Here is a 15,577-nt window from a genome sequence, read left to right on the forward strand (position 1 = left end):
CCGCCAGTTGGTAGCGGGATCGCGGGCGGGGGGTAAAGAGGCTATGGCCGACGCGGCGCGATTTACGACCGCGTCGTCTCGCGCGCGATGAGCGTGGGTGGCATGACCTTGCTGTGGCGCGTTTCGCCTTCGATCAGGGCGCGGATCTTGTCGACCATGACCCTGGCGCCCTGCGCGATTTCCTGCCGCACGGTGGTAAGCGGCGGGGATGTCAGGCGGGCCAGCGGCAGGTCGTCGAAGCCGACGATCTGTATGTCGCCGGGAATGCGACGCCCGCGTTCGTGCAGGATGTGCAGCGCCGACATGGCGATGAGGTCCGAAGCGGTGACGATGCCGTCGTAATTGGCGCTGGTGGCGGCGAAGGCGGCCTCTATCTGCGGCCCCATTTCCGCGTCGGCCAGCTTGATCGGCACATGGGTCAGCGGCACACCGGCGGCTTCTGCGGCGGCACGCGCACCCCGCAGGCGCATGGCGATCTCGATGCCCGCCGTATCGCCGAAGAACGCCAGATTGCGCGCTCCGCAGGAGATCAGGTGTTCGGCGGCAAGGCGACCGCCCAGTTCGTTGTCGGTGCCGACCACGATGTGCTTCTGGCCTTCGCGATGATTGCCCCAGGCCACCAGCGGCCTGTAATGCGCGGCAACCTTGTCGATGATCTCGGACTGGTCGGACTGGCCGATCAGCAGCACGCCGTCCACCATGCCCGACCCGGTGATCCGCTCCAGCCAGTCGGTCGTGCCGTCGGGCAGGGCGCGGCTGAGCATGAGGTCGTAGCCGGCCTCGGTCAGCTGATCGGCCAGATGGCCCAGCAGCGTCAGGAAGAAGGGGTCGGATATGGTCTGGCGCTTTTCATGGCCCAGCGGGATGACCACGCCGATCACCCCGGTGCGGCGTGAACGCAGCTTGCTGGCCATCTGATTGGGGCGGAAGCCGTACTGCCGGGCCAGTGCCTGAATCCGCTCGCGAGTCTCGGCATTGACGAGCGACTTGCCCGCCAGCGCGCGCGACACGGTGCCTGCGGAAACGCCTGCCACGCGCGCCAGATCGGCAAGCGTGCGCACTTCCACGTCCGGCCCGGTCGCATCGGTGCCGGTGGTGTCTTTCGAGCTATCGTCCATCCCTGCCGCCATATTGCAGCAGCCTTAGCACCCGGATCGGCGCGCCGATAGCAACTTGTTCAGTTTGCTGCCGGTTTTGGTTCGGGTTTGCCCCCGGCTTCCACGAAAAGCGTGGCAATGGCGCCCGCCACCATAAGCAATCCCGCGAGTATCAGCGCGTTGCGCGGGTCATTACTCAGTACAGGTCCGTAGATCAGGGGCATTGTCACGCTTTCCACCAACATGGGAATGACGATGAACAAGTTGAAAACCCCCATGTAGATGCCATTGCGCTGCGGCGGGATCGAATCGGCAAGGATGACATACGTGTTGCCCATCATGCCCGCCCAGCCCAGGCCGATCCCCACCATCAGCACGCCCAGCAACGGCAGCTGGCTGGTGGACGGTATGGCCAGCATCGCCAGCCCCGATGCGGCAAGGCACACCACATGGACCCCGCGCGCTCCGAACCGCCCCACCACCGGGATCAGTCCCAGCGCCGCGACGAACGCCACCGCATTGTAGAGCGCGCCCAGTTGCTGCTCGGTCAGCACGGCGTCGCGGAAGCGGGCGGAATGCACGTCTGCGGTCCCGAACAGCGAGCGCGAGATGGCGAAGGCGATGTACTGCCAGTAGACCATCATCGCGTACCATTGGCACAGCATGGCCAGCGACAACTGGCGCATCGCGCGCGGCATCTGGGCGATGGCGTCGCGCACTTCGCGCAAGGTGGCGCGGGGGTTCAGCGGCGCCGCGGCCAGTGCCTCGCGCTCGTCCGGGGTCAGCGGCAGTTCGGGGACGCGGGTGATCGACCATACGATGGTCGAGATCGACAGCACCGCGCCGATCGCAAAGGCCATCCGCACGATCACCGGGATGCCGTTCGGCCCCAGCAGGTCGCGATCGACGGACATCGCCATGACCGATGGTGCCAGGTAGGACAGGGTATGGGCGAGCCCGGTGAAAGCGCTCTGGATCATGAACCCGGCGGCACGCTGGTGCGGCGCCAGCCGGTCGGCGACATAGGCGCGGTATGGCTCCATCGTCACGTTGTTGCCCGCGTCCAGAATCCACAGCAGCCCCGCCGCCATCCACAGCGTGGAGGAATACGGCATCGCCAGCAGGCTGAGCGTGCAAAGCACCGCGCCGATCAGGAAATAGGGTGTGCGCCGCCCCAGCCGGGACCGGGTGCGGTCGCTCATCGCGCCGATCAGAGGCTGGATGACAAGGCCCGTCACCGGCCCGGCCAGCCACAGCAGCGGCATCCGCGCCTCGCTCGCGCCGAGATAGCTGTAGATCGGCCCCATGTTCGCTTGCTGCAGCCCGAAACTGAACTGCAGGCCGAAGAAACCCAGGTTCATCTCGACGATGCGGGGCAGCGAAAGATGCGGCTTGAGGCCGTAAGGCATCCACGTCTCCGAGTGCGACGCGTGGCAGTCTATACGGTGATCTTAGGAGGGGAAACCCGGTGGGAACCGTAAGATGGAACCTGAAACGCAGGTAATTTCGATTGCATCGATCATTCGAAAACGGCGCCAAAAATAGGCAGAATTGATTTGCAGTATTTGCAAACGATTGTAAATTTCCGCACCATGCTGACCCGCCCCACGCCGTTCCGGACGATCACCACCCTGCAATGGACGGCGGCGGACCTTGCCCAACTGGCCGACGCGCCGATCCCGCGCGCGCCGGTCATGGCACCGCGCGACGTGGTGCGGATCGCGCCCTATCTCGACGTGTGGGATGCATGGCCGCTGGCCGATGCGCGGGGGCGCCCGGTCGTCTGGCGCGGGGGTGAGCTGTGGTTTGCGCTGGCTGCTCCCGCCTTCGACGATCCGGAGGAGCGCCACGGTGCAGCGCGCATCCACCATTTCCATCGCCTTAACGGGCGCTTCGTGCATCTGGGCCGGACCTTTCCCGAAGGCTTCACGCCGGGCAGTCGCGAATGGTCCGGTTCGGCGCTATTCGAGGATGGCGCCGTGACTCTCTACTTCACAGCGGCAGGGGAGCGCGGGGAGGATCCGCTCACTTTCCAGCAGCGCATCTTCGGCTGTACTGCGCGGCTGACCGGCGGGGAGGATGTGTTCGGACCATGGTCCAATCCGGTGGAGCAGGTCATCCCCGCCAACATCGTCTACATGAGCGAGCATGACGGCGCCGGAAAGCCGGGCGCGATCAAGGCCTTCCGCGACCCCGCGCCGTGGCGCGAGGGTGGCGGGAACGGCGAATACATGCTGTTCACTGCATCGTCGGCGCGGCACCTCGACCTTTACAACGGCGTCATTGGCTGCGCGGTTCGCGGCGATTCCGATCCCGAAGGCGGCGTGTTCGAAAAGCTGTTGCCGCTGGTCGATGCATCGAGCGTCAACAACGAACTGGAACGCCCGCACATCGTGGCGCATGACAGGCGGCTCTACCTGTTCTGGTCGACGCAGGCGAAAGTCTTCGCGCCCGGCATCGACGCGCCTACGGGCCTCTACGGCGCCGTTGCAGACGACATCGCCGGACCGTGGCGATTGCTGAACGGGCACGGGTTGATCTTCGCCAACCCGCAAAGCGAACCGTTTCAGGCCTACAGCTGGTGGGTGCTGCCCGACTTGTCGGTGACCAGCTTCGTCGATTACTGGGGGTTGAGCGATGCCCAGGCCGTTGCCCTACCGGTTTCCAAACCTGTCGGCAGGGCGCATTTCGGCGGAACCTTCGCTCCCTTCCTGCACTTGCGTCTGGAAGGGGATCGCGCCACTCTGACGGACGGATAGAACCCATGCACAAGCTTGCAGGCATCGAACTGGGCGGTACCAAGACCGTGGTGGTGCTGGGGGCGCCGGGCCGAATCGACGAACGGCTGGAGTTTCCCACCACCGATCCCGAAGACACGCTGGGCCGCGCGATTGAGGCGATCGAGGGCTGGCGCGACGACAAGCCGGTGGACGCTGTCGGCATTGCCAGCTTCGGCCCGATCCGCGTTTCTAGGGAAGCGGCGGATTATGGAACGATGCTGGATACCCCCAAGCTGGGTTGGGCCGGTGCGGAAGTGCGCGACCGCATCGCCGGGGCGCTGGGCTGCCCGGTGGCGATCGACACCGACGTCAACGGCGCCGCGCTGGCGGAGCACCGCTTCGGCGCGGGACAGGGGTGCGAAAGCATGGTCTATCTGACCATTGGCACCGGCCTTGGCGGCGGCGTTCTGATCGGCGGCGTGCCGGCCCATGGGCTGATGCACCCCGAGATCGGTCATGTGCGCCTGCGCCGCGCGCCCGCAGACCGCTTCGAAGGGGCCTGCGCGTTCCATGGCGACTGCATCGAGGGCCTTGTCAGCGGCCCGGCGCTGGCCGCGCGGCTGGGCACGCACCCGTCGCGCGTGGACCCTGAGAACCCGTTGTGGGAACCGGTGGCTCACGATCTGGCGGAACTGCTGGCCACCCTGATCTTCACCGTATCGCCGCAGCGCATCGTCGTTGGCGGCGGTGTCGCCAACCGGCAGCCGCACCTGCTGCCGATGGCAGTGGCGCGCCTGCCCGCACTGCTGGGCGGCTACTTGCGTGACTGCACGCGCGAGCGGTTGGCGGGCATGGTCGTGCCTCCGCTGCTGGGCGACGATGCGGGGCCAATGGGTTCGCTGGTGCTGGCGGCCAAGGCGTTCGAGGGGCAGCCGGTCCCGGCCTGATTGCCGCGAACGAATATTGCGCGCCGATGAAATCGTGTTACATCGCTGCCCGGTCGAAAAAACCTGTCCGCCATCGGGTGCAGGATCGACCCCATCGGCCTATATGGTCACAAAGCTGCAGTTCCGACGCTTCAGAAGCGGGACGTGGCCAAGGAAGCAGATCGCGGAGAAACCAATGAGCGCAGGCGAACCGACCGTCCCCAAGAAGGCTTCGAAGAAGAAGCGCGGGGGCACGACGCCCGCCGCTCTCGACGAAGCGCTCGCTTCCAGACTGGCCCCCAAACTCGCAGACGAACTGCGCGGCGCGCTCTTGCCCGGTGACGACGAAGGGCCATGGGTGGACGAGGCGGTGCGCTTCATCCTGGCAACGGGAGCGACGCGGGAAGCAGGCGAATCCGCCATCGACCTCGCCTCCGCCAGCGAGGAACGCCGCATCCTGCGCATCGCGCTGATCAACGACGACATGCCGTTCCTGGTCGACTCTGCCGCCGCCGTGCTGGCAGAGGCGGGGCTGGTGATCGACAGGCTTGTCCACCCGGTGGTTCTCGTCCGCCGCGACGAGGATGGCCGGCTGATCGACATTCCTGAAGACCCGGCAGAGGCCACCGGGCGCGAGTCGATGATCTACATCGAGACGCCGCGCGGCGATGCCCGCCAGCGCCGCGAACTGCTGCGCGCGCTGGAAGGCGCGCTGGGCGATGTGCGCGCCGCCGTCACCGACTGGCCGCTGATGGTGGAGGCGATGCGCGCCGATGCTGACAGGATCGACGACGGCGAAGGCGCCGAACTGCTGCGCTGGTTCGCGGGCGGCATGCTCACGCAGATCGGCCACGTCACGCGCTTTCGCGACGGCACTCGCCAGCAGCAGCTGGGCATTGCCCGTCGCTGGGAAGAGGACGTGCTGTCCGACGTCAGCTATGCCCGTGCATTCGAAGCGTTCGACGCGGCGCTGGCTGCAGGATCGGTTGCCGCGCCGCTGGCGGTCAAGGCCAACCGCATCGCCACCGTCCACCGCCGCATTCCGGTGGACCTGTTCCTGGTCCCGGTGATCGAAGGCGGGAACGTCGCGGCGATTTCGGTCCATGCAGGGCTTTGGACCAGCGCCGCGCTGGCCACCGCGCCCGACCGCGTGCCGCGCCTGCGCCAGCACCTGTCGACCTTCGCCCGGCGGCTGGAACTGGACCCGCGCGGTCACACCGGCAAGGCGCTGGCTCATGCCCTTACCAGCCTGCCGCACGATCTGGTGCTCAGCCTTGGCGAGGACGAGGTGGAGCGGCTGGCGATGACGATGACAGCGCTGGTCGACCGTCCGCGCCCGCGCCTGCTGCTCACCAGTTCGCCGCTGATGCGCCACCTGTTCGCCTTCGTGTGGCTGCCGCGCGATCTGCTTTCCACCCAGATGCAGCGCCGCATCCAGACCATGGTGGAGGAAGCCGCCGACGCGCCGACGCTGGACTGGAGCCTGCAGGTGGAGGCGGGCAACCTCGCCATGCTGCGCTACACGCTCGACATTCGCGAAGGCGTGCACCAGCCGTCGGAGTCCGATCTGGACAGCCAGCTGCAGACCCTGCTGCGCGGCTGGACCGAAGCGGTGGAGGCAGCGCTGGCGACGATGCTGGAGCCGGGCCGCGCCGCCGCCGTCGCGGGCCGCTATGCCGAAGCTTTCCCGATCGGCTATCGCACCGACTTCGGCGCGCATGAGGCTGCGACCGACATCGCCGCGCTGCGCCGCATCGCCGTGGGCGAAGGCAGCGAAGGGGAAGCCGCCGCGCACCGCGACGTGCGCTTCCACAAGCGCGAAGGCGACCCCGAAACCTGGGTCCATCTGAAGATCTACCAGTCGGAAGGCGGCCTGCCGCTGTCCGACGCGGTGCCCGCACTGGAAAACTTCGGCTTCCGCGTCATGGCCGAAGTGCCCACCGCGCTGGAGAAGGGCAAGCTGGGCGTCATCCACGACTTCCTGCTCGAACCGGTGGATGGCCGCGCACCGCAGGAGGTGCTGGACCAGGCCGCCCCGATCGAGGATGCCCTGCGCGCCGTGCTCAACGGCACCGGTGAGAACGACGCCTTCAACCGCCTCGTCCCCGGCCTTGGGCTGGATAGCGGAGAAGCGAACTGGCTGCGCGCATGGTACAGGTATCTGCGGCAGGCCGGCACGCACTTTGGCATTCCCACCGTGGTCGATGCGCTGCAGGGTGCGCCCGGCGTTACCACCGCCATCATCGCCCTGTTCCGCGCCCTGCACGACCCCTCGTTCGACGGCGACCGCGAAGAAGCGCGCGCCCATGCCGAAGATGCGATCCGCACCGGGCTGGCCGCAGTCAACGCGATCAACGACGACCGCCTGCTGCGCGCCTATCGCGACATCGTGCTGGCGATGCTGCGCACCAACGCCTTCGCACCTGCCGGAGAGACCGCGCTGGCGTTCAAGTTCGATTCCGCGCTGGTGCCCGGCCTGCCCAAGCCGGTGCCATGGCGCGAGATCTTCGTCTATTCGCAGCGGGTGGAGGGCATCCACCTGCGCGCCGGCCCCGTCGCGCGCGGCGGCCTGCGCTGGTCCGACCGCCGCGACGACTTCCGCGTGGAGATCCTGGGCCTGATGAAGGCACAGCGCGTCAAGAACGCGGTGATCGTGCCGACCGGCGCGAAGGGCGGCTTCTACCCCAAGCAACTGCCTGATCCCGCGCGCGACCGCGCCGCATGGGCCGCCGAAGGGCAGGGCAGCTACGAAGTCTTCATCGACACCCTGCTGTCCATCACCGACAACATCGAGGGTGACCGCGTCGTCCATCCCGAAGGCGTCGTCATCCGCGACGGGGAAGACCCTTACTTCGTGGTCGCGGCGGACAAGGGCACGGCCAAGTTCTCCGACGTCGCCAACGGCATTGCCGAACGGCGCGACTTCTGGCTGGACGATGCCTTCGCCAGCGGCGGCTCCAACGGCTACGACCACAAGGCGATGGGCATTACCGCCAAGGGCGCGTGGCTGTCCGTGCAGCGCCACTTCCTGGAAATGGGCGTGGACGTGCAGGTCGATCCGGTCCGTGTTGTCGGCTGCGGCGACATGTCGGGCGACGTGTTCGGCAACGGCATGCTGCTGTCGAAGTCGCTGAAGCTGGTCGCCGCGTTCGACCATCGCCACATCTTCCTCGACCCCGATCCCGACGCGGGCAAGGCGTGGGCAGAGCGCCAGCGTCTGTTCGACCTGCCCGTGTCGAACTGGAACGACTATGACAAGGCGCTGATCTCCAAGGGCGGCGGCGTGTTCCCGCGCAGCCTGAAATCGATCCCGCTGAGCGAGGAAGTGCGCGCCGCGCTGGACGTCTCGGCGACCGAGATCGACCCGGATTCGCTCATCACCGCGATTCTGTCCGCACCTGTGGATCTGCTGTGGTTCGGCGGCATCGGCACTTACGTGAAGTCCTCTGCAGAGAACAACGTGCAGGTGGGCGATCCCACAAACGATGCCCTGCGCGTCAGCGGCAACGAACTGCGCGTGAAGGTGATCGGCGAAGGCGCGAACCTGGGCGTGACGCAGGCCGGTCGCATCGAGTTCGCGGCCAGGGGCGGGCGCATCAATGCCGACTTCATCGACAATTCGGCGGGCGTCGATTGTTCGGATAATGAGGTCAACATCAAGATCGCACTGGCCGCCGCCAAGCGCGCCGGAAAGCTGCCCGAAAAGAAGCGCGTCGAACTGCTGCGTTCGATGACGGACGAAGTCGCCGCGCTGGTGCTGGAGGACAACCGCCTTCAGGCGCTGGCCCTGTCCATCGCCGAGCGTGGCGGGGCGCAGGCCATCCCCTCGCACATCCGCCTGATCGAGACGATGGAGGAAAGCGGCCATCTGGATCGCCGGACGGAGGGGCTGGCCGACAACGACGTGCTCACCCGCCGTGCGCAGGACGGGCGCGGGCTGACCCGGCCGGAACTGGCGGTGCTGCTGTCCAGCGGCAAGCTGTTGCTGCAGGGCGCGATCGAGGACAGCGACCTTGGTGCCGATCCCGGTCTGACGGACCTGCTGCTGGCCGCCTTCCCGCAGCCGATGCAGGACAAGTTCGGCAAGTTCATCAAGTCGCACCGGCTGGCGAAGGAAATCATCGCCACCAAGCTGGCGAACCGCATCGTCAACCGGCTGGGCATCGTGACCCCGTTCGAGCTGGCGGAAGAAGAAGGCGCGCACCTGTCGCAGGTTGCCGCCGCCTTCGCTCTGGCGGATCGGCTGCTGGGGCTGGAAGTGCTGTGGGAGCGGATCGAGTCTGCGCCGATGGCCGAAACCGCCCGCGTCGCGCTGTTCGACACTGTCGCCAACGCGGTACGCGGCCACATGGCCGACCTGCTGCGTGCCGGTGCCGGACAGATGGCGCCGTCCGAACTGGTCGCGCGGCTGGGCAAGGGCATTGCCGCACTTTCCACCGATACCGCCGAACTGCTGGGCGAACGCATTGCCGCTCATTCCCGCAAGCTGCGCGACGGGCTGACCGGCATTGGCGCGCCTGAGGACGTGGCGGCGCAAGTGGCGCACCTTTACGACCTCGACGGCGCGGTGGGCATCGCCTCGCTCTCTGCCGAGACGGGCATCGCACCGCGCAGGCTTGTCGGCGCATTCTCGCGCGTGGGTGCGGGACTCGGCCTCGACTGGGCGCAGGCGACGGCGGCGACCATGAGCCCGTCCGACCCGTGGGAGCGCCTGCTGGTCGCGGGCCTTGCGCGCGATTTCCAGCAGATGCGGCTGGATTTCCTGCGCGGCATCGCCCGCACCAAGGCCGGTAAGAGCGACCCGCTTGCCGCCACCGAGGAGTGGGGACGCCAGCACAAGAGCGCCATCGACGCCTTCCGCGGCATCGTCCACCGCGCGGAAAAGGCGGTCACGATCACCCCGGCGATGCTGGCACAGATCGCCAGCCAGGCCCGCAACCTGCTGGGGCGGTGAACGGACAGGGCACTTCGGCAGCGCCGGAGTGCCTTGATCCGTACAGGGCCTACCGCCTTATCCCACCGGCACTGCGCGATCTTCCTTGATCGTTTCCAGCACGATGATCGACTTCACGTCCCGCACGCCGGGAATGCGCAGCAGCGTGCGCAGGGTGATCTGCGACAGGTGCTCCACGTTGCGGGCCATGACCCGCACCAGATAGTCCATGTCCCCGGTGACCGCGTGGCAGGCGATGACGTGCGGGTTGTCGGCAATGGCCTGCTCGAACCGGGCGATATTCTCGTCCACATGCGCGACGAGGTTGATGAGCACATAAGCCTCAAGCTCGAAACCCAGCACGCGGGGGTCGAGCACCGGCGCATAACCGCGGATCACGCCTTCGTCCTCCAGCCGCTTGATGCGGCGGCTGACCGGTGTGGCGGATAGCGAAACCCGCTCGGCCACTTGCGCCACGGGCATGCGCGCATCTTCCTGCAGGGCGGCGATAATGCCGAGATCGAATTCATCAAGCTGCATGGATCACCTGCCGATATGCGATCTGATAGTGGATTCCACCAATACCACATCTTTGCAGCCTATCAAACGCACGGAACTGAAGGCGGACCTATGGCATTCTATTTCCATGAAGAAGCCGTCGACGATCACGTCCAACAGCGGCCTTCGGGGAGAGTATGACCACGCTGCCGACGATTATACCGTCGGGCAGGACTGGCATGCCTATACCCCGGAGATGCACGAGCGCTGGCGCCGCCTGTTCGCGCGTCAGTCGGATCTTGTGCGGACCCATGCCTGCGCGTCGTTCCGTGACGGACTGGCCCGGCTGGACTGCGCCGACGGCATCCCCCGCTTCGAGGACGCCAACACCGTGCTGGGCGCGGCCACAGGCTGGCGGCTGGTGGCGGTGCCGGGCTTCATCCCGGACGACGTGTTCTTCGACCATCTGGCCCACCGCCGCTTCCCCGTCACCCGCTGGCTGCGCGAGGAGCATGAACTGGAATATCTGGCAGAGCCGGACGTCTTCCACGACTTCTTCGGTCACGTGCCGATGCTGCTGGACCCGGCGATCGCCCGCTTCCTCGAACTCTACGGCAAGGCCGGGGTGCGGGCGATGGCGATGGGCGCGCTGGACATGCTGGCGCGCCTCTACTGGTACACCGTCGAGTTCGGGCTGGTGCACGAGGACGGCGCGCTCAAGGTGTTCGGCGCGGGCATCATCTCGTCCTCGGGCGAAACCCGCTTCGCCATAGAGGACAGGCAGGTACTGCGCCTGCCGTTCGATCCGGTGCGGGTGATGCGCACCGGGTACATGATCGACAGTTTCCAGAAGACCTACTTCGTCCTCGACAGCCTGCCGCACCTGATCGAGGCGCTCGTCAGCCTCGATTTCGGTCCCGTCTACCAGACCTGGCGGAACGACCCGCCGCTTCCCGCCGGCGAAATGCTGCCGGGTGAATTTCCTATCGGAGCCTTCGCATGACCGACCTGTTCGACAATCCCATCGGCCTTGACGGGTTCGAGTTCGTCGAGTTCTCGGCCCCCGAAAAGGGCGTGCTGGAGCCGGTGTTCACGGCGATGGGCTTCACCAAGATCGCCCGCCACCGCTCCAAGGACGTCGAACTGTGGCGGCAGGGCGCGATCAACTTCATCACCAATTACGAACCGCACAGCCCTGCATGGTTCTTCAGCCGCGAGCATGGCCCATCGGCGTGCGGCATGGGCTTTCGCGTGCGCGATGCCCGCGCCGCCTATGCCGAACTGCTGGCGCGGTCGGCAGAACCGGTCTCGGTGGCGACGGGGCCGATGGAACTGCACCTTCCGGGCATTCGCGGCATCGGCAATTCGATCATCTACCTGATCGACCGCTACGAAAAGGACGGTGACAAGGCGCTGTCGATCTACGACATCGACTTCGATTACCTGCCCGGCGTCGATCGCCACCCGTTGGGCGCGGGGTTCGATGAAATCGACCACCTGACGCACAACGTCTACGGCGGGCGCATGGCCTACTGGGCGGACTTCTACGAGAAGCTCTTCAACTTCCGCGAAATCCGCTATTTCGACATCAAGGGCGAATATACCGGCCTGACCAGCCGCGCGCTGACCGCGCCTGATGGCAAGATCCGCATCCCCCTGAACGAGGAAGCGGAGGGCGGAAAAGGTCAGATCGACGAGTTCCTGCGCGCCTTCAACGGCGAAGGCATCCAGCACATCGCGCTGATCTGCGACGATCTTCTGGCCGCGTGGGACAAGCTGAAGGCGCTGGGCGTACCGTTCATGACCGCGCCGCCGGAAACCTATTACGAGATGCTGGAAGAGCGCCTGCCCGGCCACGGCCAGCCGACCGAAGCACTGAAGGCGCGCGGCATCCTTCTGGACGGGACGACGGACGGCGGCACCCCGCGCCTGCTACTGCAGATCTTCGCCGAGGCGCGGGTGGGGCCGGTGTTCTTCGAATTCATCGAACGGCGCGGCGACGACGGCTTCGGCAACGGCAACTTCAAGGCCCTGTTCGAAAGCATGGAACGCGACCAGATCCGGCGCGGCGTATTGAAGGTTGACGAACCGGCGGAGTAGTTGCGCGCGGGTCGAACGGTTTTGGGAGAGACGGGCGGGGCCATGCAGCCTCGCCCGCAAACTCCGGGAGAATGAGATGACTGAAACGGCACCTGCGTCCGCTGCCCCCGCCCTTGGTGGCATCCATCATGTGGCCTATCGCTGCAGGGACGCGAAGCAGACCGTCGCGTTCTATCGCGACGTGCTGGGCATGGACTTCATGCTGGCCATCGCGGAGGATACGGTGCCGTCCACCGGCGCGCCCGATCCTTACATGCACGTCTTCCTCGACTGCGGCGGGGGCAACGTGCTGGCCTTCTTCGAACTGCCCAACGCGCCCGAGATGGGCCGGGACGAGGCCACCCCCGCCTGGGTCCAACACATCGCCTTCAAGGTTGAGAGCGAGGCCGATCTTCTGGCGGCCAAAGCGCGCGCGCAGGCGGCGGGGCTGGAGGTGATCGGCCCGACGCACCACGGCGTGTTCAAGTCGATCTACTTCTTCGATCCCAACGGCCACCGGCTGGAGCTGGCCTGGCAGTTCGGCACCGTCGACCAGATGGCATCGCTGCGCGCCGTTGCGGACGACATGCTGGACGAATGGGCCCGCACGCGAAAGGCGCCGCGCCATGCCGCATGGCTGCACGAAAAGATCGCGGCGGAAAGCTGACCGTGGTGCTGCGCCTTCACGGATACTGGCGCAGTTCCACAACATATCGCGTGCGGATCGCGCTGGCGCTGAAGCGGCTGGATCACGAAATCATCCCGGTGAACCTGCTGGCGGGAGAGCATCGCGCGGATGCCTTTCGCGCGTGCAACCCCTTCGCCACGGTGCCGGTGCTGGAGGCCGACGGCGTGGTTCATGCGCAGTCGATGGCCATCCTGGAGTGGCTGGACGAACGGTTTCCCGAACGCCGGTTGCTGCCGGCCGGCATCGAAGACCGCTTTGCCGCGCGCGAACTGGCCATGGCGCTGGCCACCGAACTGCACGCGCCGCTCAACCTGCCGGTGCTACAGTATCTGAAGCTAGATCTGGGGCATACGCAGGCCGAAGTGGACTTGTGGTACTGGCACTGGCTGGAGCGCACGCTGGGCGGGGTGGAGGCGCGGCTGGAACAGCGCGGGTCGGGCGATTTCCTGTTCGGCGCGCCGGGCTACTTCGAATGCGTGGCGGTGCCGCAGCTTTACAACGCGCGGCGCAATGGCTTCGACCTGTCCGCCTACCCGCAGTTGACCCGGATCGATGCGGCCTGCGCCGAATTGCCGGAATTCGCCCTCTCTCACCCCGACCGGCAGCCGGACGCCGTATGAATCAGCCCGCTTCGGTCGGCGCCAGCAGCAGGTCGCGCAGGGCGGACAGGCTGGGAAGTACGGTGGCGCCGGCCAACGTCATTTCCTCCGTCGCGGGGAGCAGGTCGGGCACCATGAAGGTGGCGATGCCTGCCGATGTGGCCGCGATCACGCCGGCATAGCTGTCCTCCACCGCCACGCAGTCCGCAGGCGCGATGCCCAGCCGGCTGGCAGCGAGGAGGTAGGGTTCCGGGTTCGGCTTGGCCTGCGCCACATCGTCACGTGTGACGATGACGTCGAAATAGTCGATCAGCCCCGCCTTCTCCAGCCGCCACTGCGCCAGCCCGTTTGCCGTCGATGTCGCCAGCGCCAGCGGAATGCCCGCCGCGCGGAAATGGTCCAGGATGACCAGCGCGCCGGGGCGCAGTTCCACGCCGGCCTCCAGCGTGGCGTCGAACAGCGCATCCGCCTCTGCATAGAACCGTGCGAGCGGAAACTCGGGGCCGAGCCGCTCTGCCAGCATCTTCTCATTCAGGTCGCGGCTGACGCCCACCATCGCGTCCAGCAGGCCGTCCGGCAGCGGCCAGCCGATCGCCTGCGCCGTCTGCGCATAGCTGCGATGATGCACCGCCTCCGTCGAGATGAGGGTGCCGTCCATGTCGAAGATGGCGGCGCGGATCGGATCGGGGATGGGAGTGGCCATGGTTCTCAATATGGAGCGGCTTGGCGATGGGGCCATTGCAAAAAGCACGATCCGCGAAAAGATCGGTGCAAGTGCGGTCCAGGTTAGGCGAGTTCGTCCAGCCCCAGTTCGCTGCACAGCGCCACGCGGGCTTCGATGCAGGTGGTCCATAGCGCCGGGTCGGACAGATTTTCCACGGCGATATGCTCGGGCCATAGCCGTGCCACCAGCGCCTCGATCCGGTCCAGCTTTTCGGGCGTGGCGATGAAGCGCGGGTCTATGGTTGCGGGGTCGGCCACCACGCGCAGGCGCAGGCAGGCAGGGCCGCCGCCGTTTGCCATGCTTTCGCGCAGGTCATGGACGAAGAGGTGGCGGATCGGCCCATTCCCGGCCACATGCGCCTGCAGCCAGCGCCAGACGGAGGGCGTTTCCCGCGCTTCGCCGGGCAGGACCAGCGCCGCTTCGCCCGACGGCAGTGTCACCAGCTGAGCGTTGAACAGGTACGATGAAATGGCATCGGCCAGGCTGACCTCGGCGGCGGGAACCTCGACGATCTCGATCTCTGGCAGTTTCGCGTGCAAGGTGGCGTACAGCGCGTCGCGTTCGGCGAAGGCCTGTTCATGCGTGAACAGCACCCGTTCGTTGGCGACGGCGACGACGTCGTTGTGGAACGCTCCTGCCGCGATCGCCTCGTCCGACTGGCGGGCGAAGACGGTGCGTTCGGGCGACAGGCCGTGGATGCGGGCGACGGCTTCGCTGGCCTCGCGGTGCTGGCGGGCGGGATACGGGCCGCCTGCCGCGCCATAGACGAAGACCTCGATCCCCGGCGCATCGTGGCCGGCGCACAGGCGCATGTGGTTGGCCGCGCCCTCGTCGCCGAAGGGCGCAGGTACCGGGGCGTGGACGGCGAAGTGCGCAGGGTTCGCAAAGGCGATGCGCAGCTGCTCCAGCGTGCCGGCCCATTCGTGGCTGCGGTGCGGCATGGTGACAAGGTTGGCGACCGTCAGGTGGCAGCGCCCATCGGCGGTGTCGGCGGCGGGCGATACGGTGGCGGCGTTGGCCGCCCACATCGACGATGCCGACAGCGCATTGGCGCGCAATGTGGGGGCGGCGTCCTCCACCGTGGTGCCCAACTGCGCCAGCCATGCCGCGTCAGGGCGGCGCAGCGGCAGGAAGAAGCCCTGCGGCAGCCCCCGCTCCAGATTGGCGCGCATCTTGGCCAGCCCCTGCAACGCCGCCGCGCGCGGGGCGGACGTCTTGCCGAAGTTCTTTGTCGAGGCGAGATTGCCCAGGCTAAGCCCGGCGTAGTTGTGGCTGGGGCCGACGATGCCGTCGAAGTTGATCTCTGTGCGCAT

The 15,577-nt window shown here is 66.8% G+C and carries 12 protein-coding genes; 7 read left to right on the plus strand and 5 right to left on the minus strand.

Features of this window, described 5'->3' with window-relative positions:
* Positions 1-62: 62 nt before the first annotated feature.
* Both GGR40_RS11370 and GGR40_RS11375 read right to left on the minus strand, forming a co-directional pair.
* A complete protein-coding gene (locus tag GGR40_RS11370) occupies positions 63-1,118 on the minus strand; it encodes a LacI family DNA-binding transcriptional regulator (protein WP_429276351.1) in 1,056 nt (351 codons plus the stop codon).
* A gap of 59 nt (positions 1,119-1,177) precedes the next feature.
* Positions 1,178-2,506 carry an MFS transporter gene (locus GGR40_RS11375; protein ID WP_429276352.1) on the minus strand — a complete coding sequence of 443 codons (1,329 nt, stop codon included), beginning with the start codon at positions 2,504-2,506 and terminating at the stop codon, positions 1,178-1,180.
* 183 nt (positions 2,507-2,689) lie between these two features.
* Between GGR40_RS11375 and GGR40_RS11380 the strand changes: the two genes are divergently transcribed.
* The 3 genes from GGR40_RS11380 to GGR40_RS11390 all read left to right on the plus strand — a co-directional run bounded on the left by GGR40_RS11380 (position 2,690) and on the right by GGR40_RS11390 (position 9,697).
* Positions 2,690-3,856 carry a glycoside hydrolase family 68 protein gene (locus tag GGR40_RS11380; protein ID WP_429276537.1) on the plus strand — a complete coding sequence of 389 codons (1,167 nt, stop codon included), beginning with the start codon at positions 2,690-2,692 and terminating at the stop codon, positions 3,854-3,856.
* A gap of 5 nt (positions 3,857-3,861) precedes the next feature.
* A complete protein-coding gene (locus GGR40_RS11385; protein WP_429276353.1) occupies positions 3,862-4,764 on the plus strand; it encodes an ROK family protein in 903 nt (300 codons plus the stop codon).
* A 175-nt stretch (positions 4,765-4,939) separates the two neighbouring features.
* Positions 4,940-9,697 carry an NAD-glutamate dehydrogenase domain-containing protein gene (locus GGR40_RS11390; protein WP_429276354.1) on the plus strand — a complete coding sequence of 1,586 codons (4,758 nt, stop codon included), beginning with the start codon at positions 4,940-4,942 and terminating at the stop codon, positions 9,695-9,697.
* 57 nt (positions 9,698-9,754) lie between these two features.
* Here GGR40_RS11390 and GGR40_RS11395 read toward each other — a convergent pair whose 3' ends face one another.
* The gene (locus tag GGR40_RS11395; protein ID WP_429276355.1) at positions 9,755-10,216 is read right to left on the minus strand and encodes an Lrp/AsnC family transcriptional regulator; all 462 of its coding nucleotides are present in this window, start codon (positions 10,214-10,216) and stop codon (positions 9,755-9,757) included.
* Between the two features lie 106 nt (positions 10,217-10,322).
* On the opposite strand from GGR40_RS11395, the gene phhA reads away from it, so the two are divergent.
* From phhA to maiA, 4 genes are all read left to right on the plus strand, one after another.
* A complete protein-coding gene (phhA, locus tag GGR40_RS11400) occupies positions 10,323-11,177 on the plus strand; it encodes a phenylalanine 4-monooxygenase (protein WP_429276356.1) in 855 nt (284 codons plus the stop codon).
* Complete coding sequence (gene hppD, locus GGR40_RS11405; RefSeq protein ID WP_429276357.1) at positions 11,174-12,274, plus strand: 4-hydroxyphenylpyruvate dioxygenase; 1,101 nt, start codon at positions 11,174-11,176, stop codon at positions 12,272-12,274. Before phhA ends, hppD begins: the two co-directional genes overlap by 4 nt.
* A gap of 76 nt (positions 12,275-12,350) precedes the next feature.
* Positions 12,351-12,920 carry a VOC family protein gene (locus tag GGR40_RS11410; protein WP_429276358.1) on the plus strand — a complete coding sequence of 190 codons (570 nt, stop codon included), beginning with the start codon at positions 12,351-12,353 and terminating at the stop codon, positions 12,918-12,920.
* Positions 12,887-13,561 carry a maleylacetoacetate isomerase gene (maiA, locus tag GGR40_RS11415; protein ID WP_429276359.1) on the plus strand — a complete coding sequence of 225 codons (675 nt, stop codon included), beginning with the start codon at positions 12,887-12,889 and terminating at the stop codon, positions 13,559-13,561. The genes GGR40_RS11410 and maiA overlap by 34 nt, the downstream gene beginning before the upstream one ends.
* A 1-nt stretch (position 13,562) precedes the next feature.
* Here the strand turns inward: maiA and GGR40_RS11420 are convergent, their stop codons facing one another.
* Both GGR40_RS11420 and GGR40_RS11425 read right to left on the minus strand, forming a co-directional pair.
* Positions 13,563-14,243 (minus strand): HAD family hydrolase, encoded by a 681-nt coding sequence (locus GGR40_RS11420; RefSeq protein WP_429276360.1) that lies wholly within the window; start codon positions 14,241-14,243, stop codon positions 13,563-13,565.
* An 83-nt stretch (positions 14,244-14,326) separates the two neighbouring features.
* A complete protein-coding gene (locus tag GGR40_RS11425; protein ID WP_429276361.1) occupies positions 14,327-15,577 on the minus strand; it encodes an N-succinylarginine dihydrolase in 1,251 nt (416 codons plus the stop codon).

Source organism: Novosphingobium gossypii (genome assembly GCF_050433305.1).
Classification (GTDB): Bacteria; Pseudomonadota; Alphaproteobacteria; order Sphingomonadales; family Sphingomonadaceae; genus Novosphingobium; species Novosphingobium gossypii.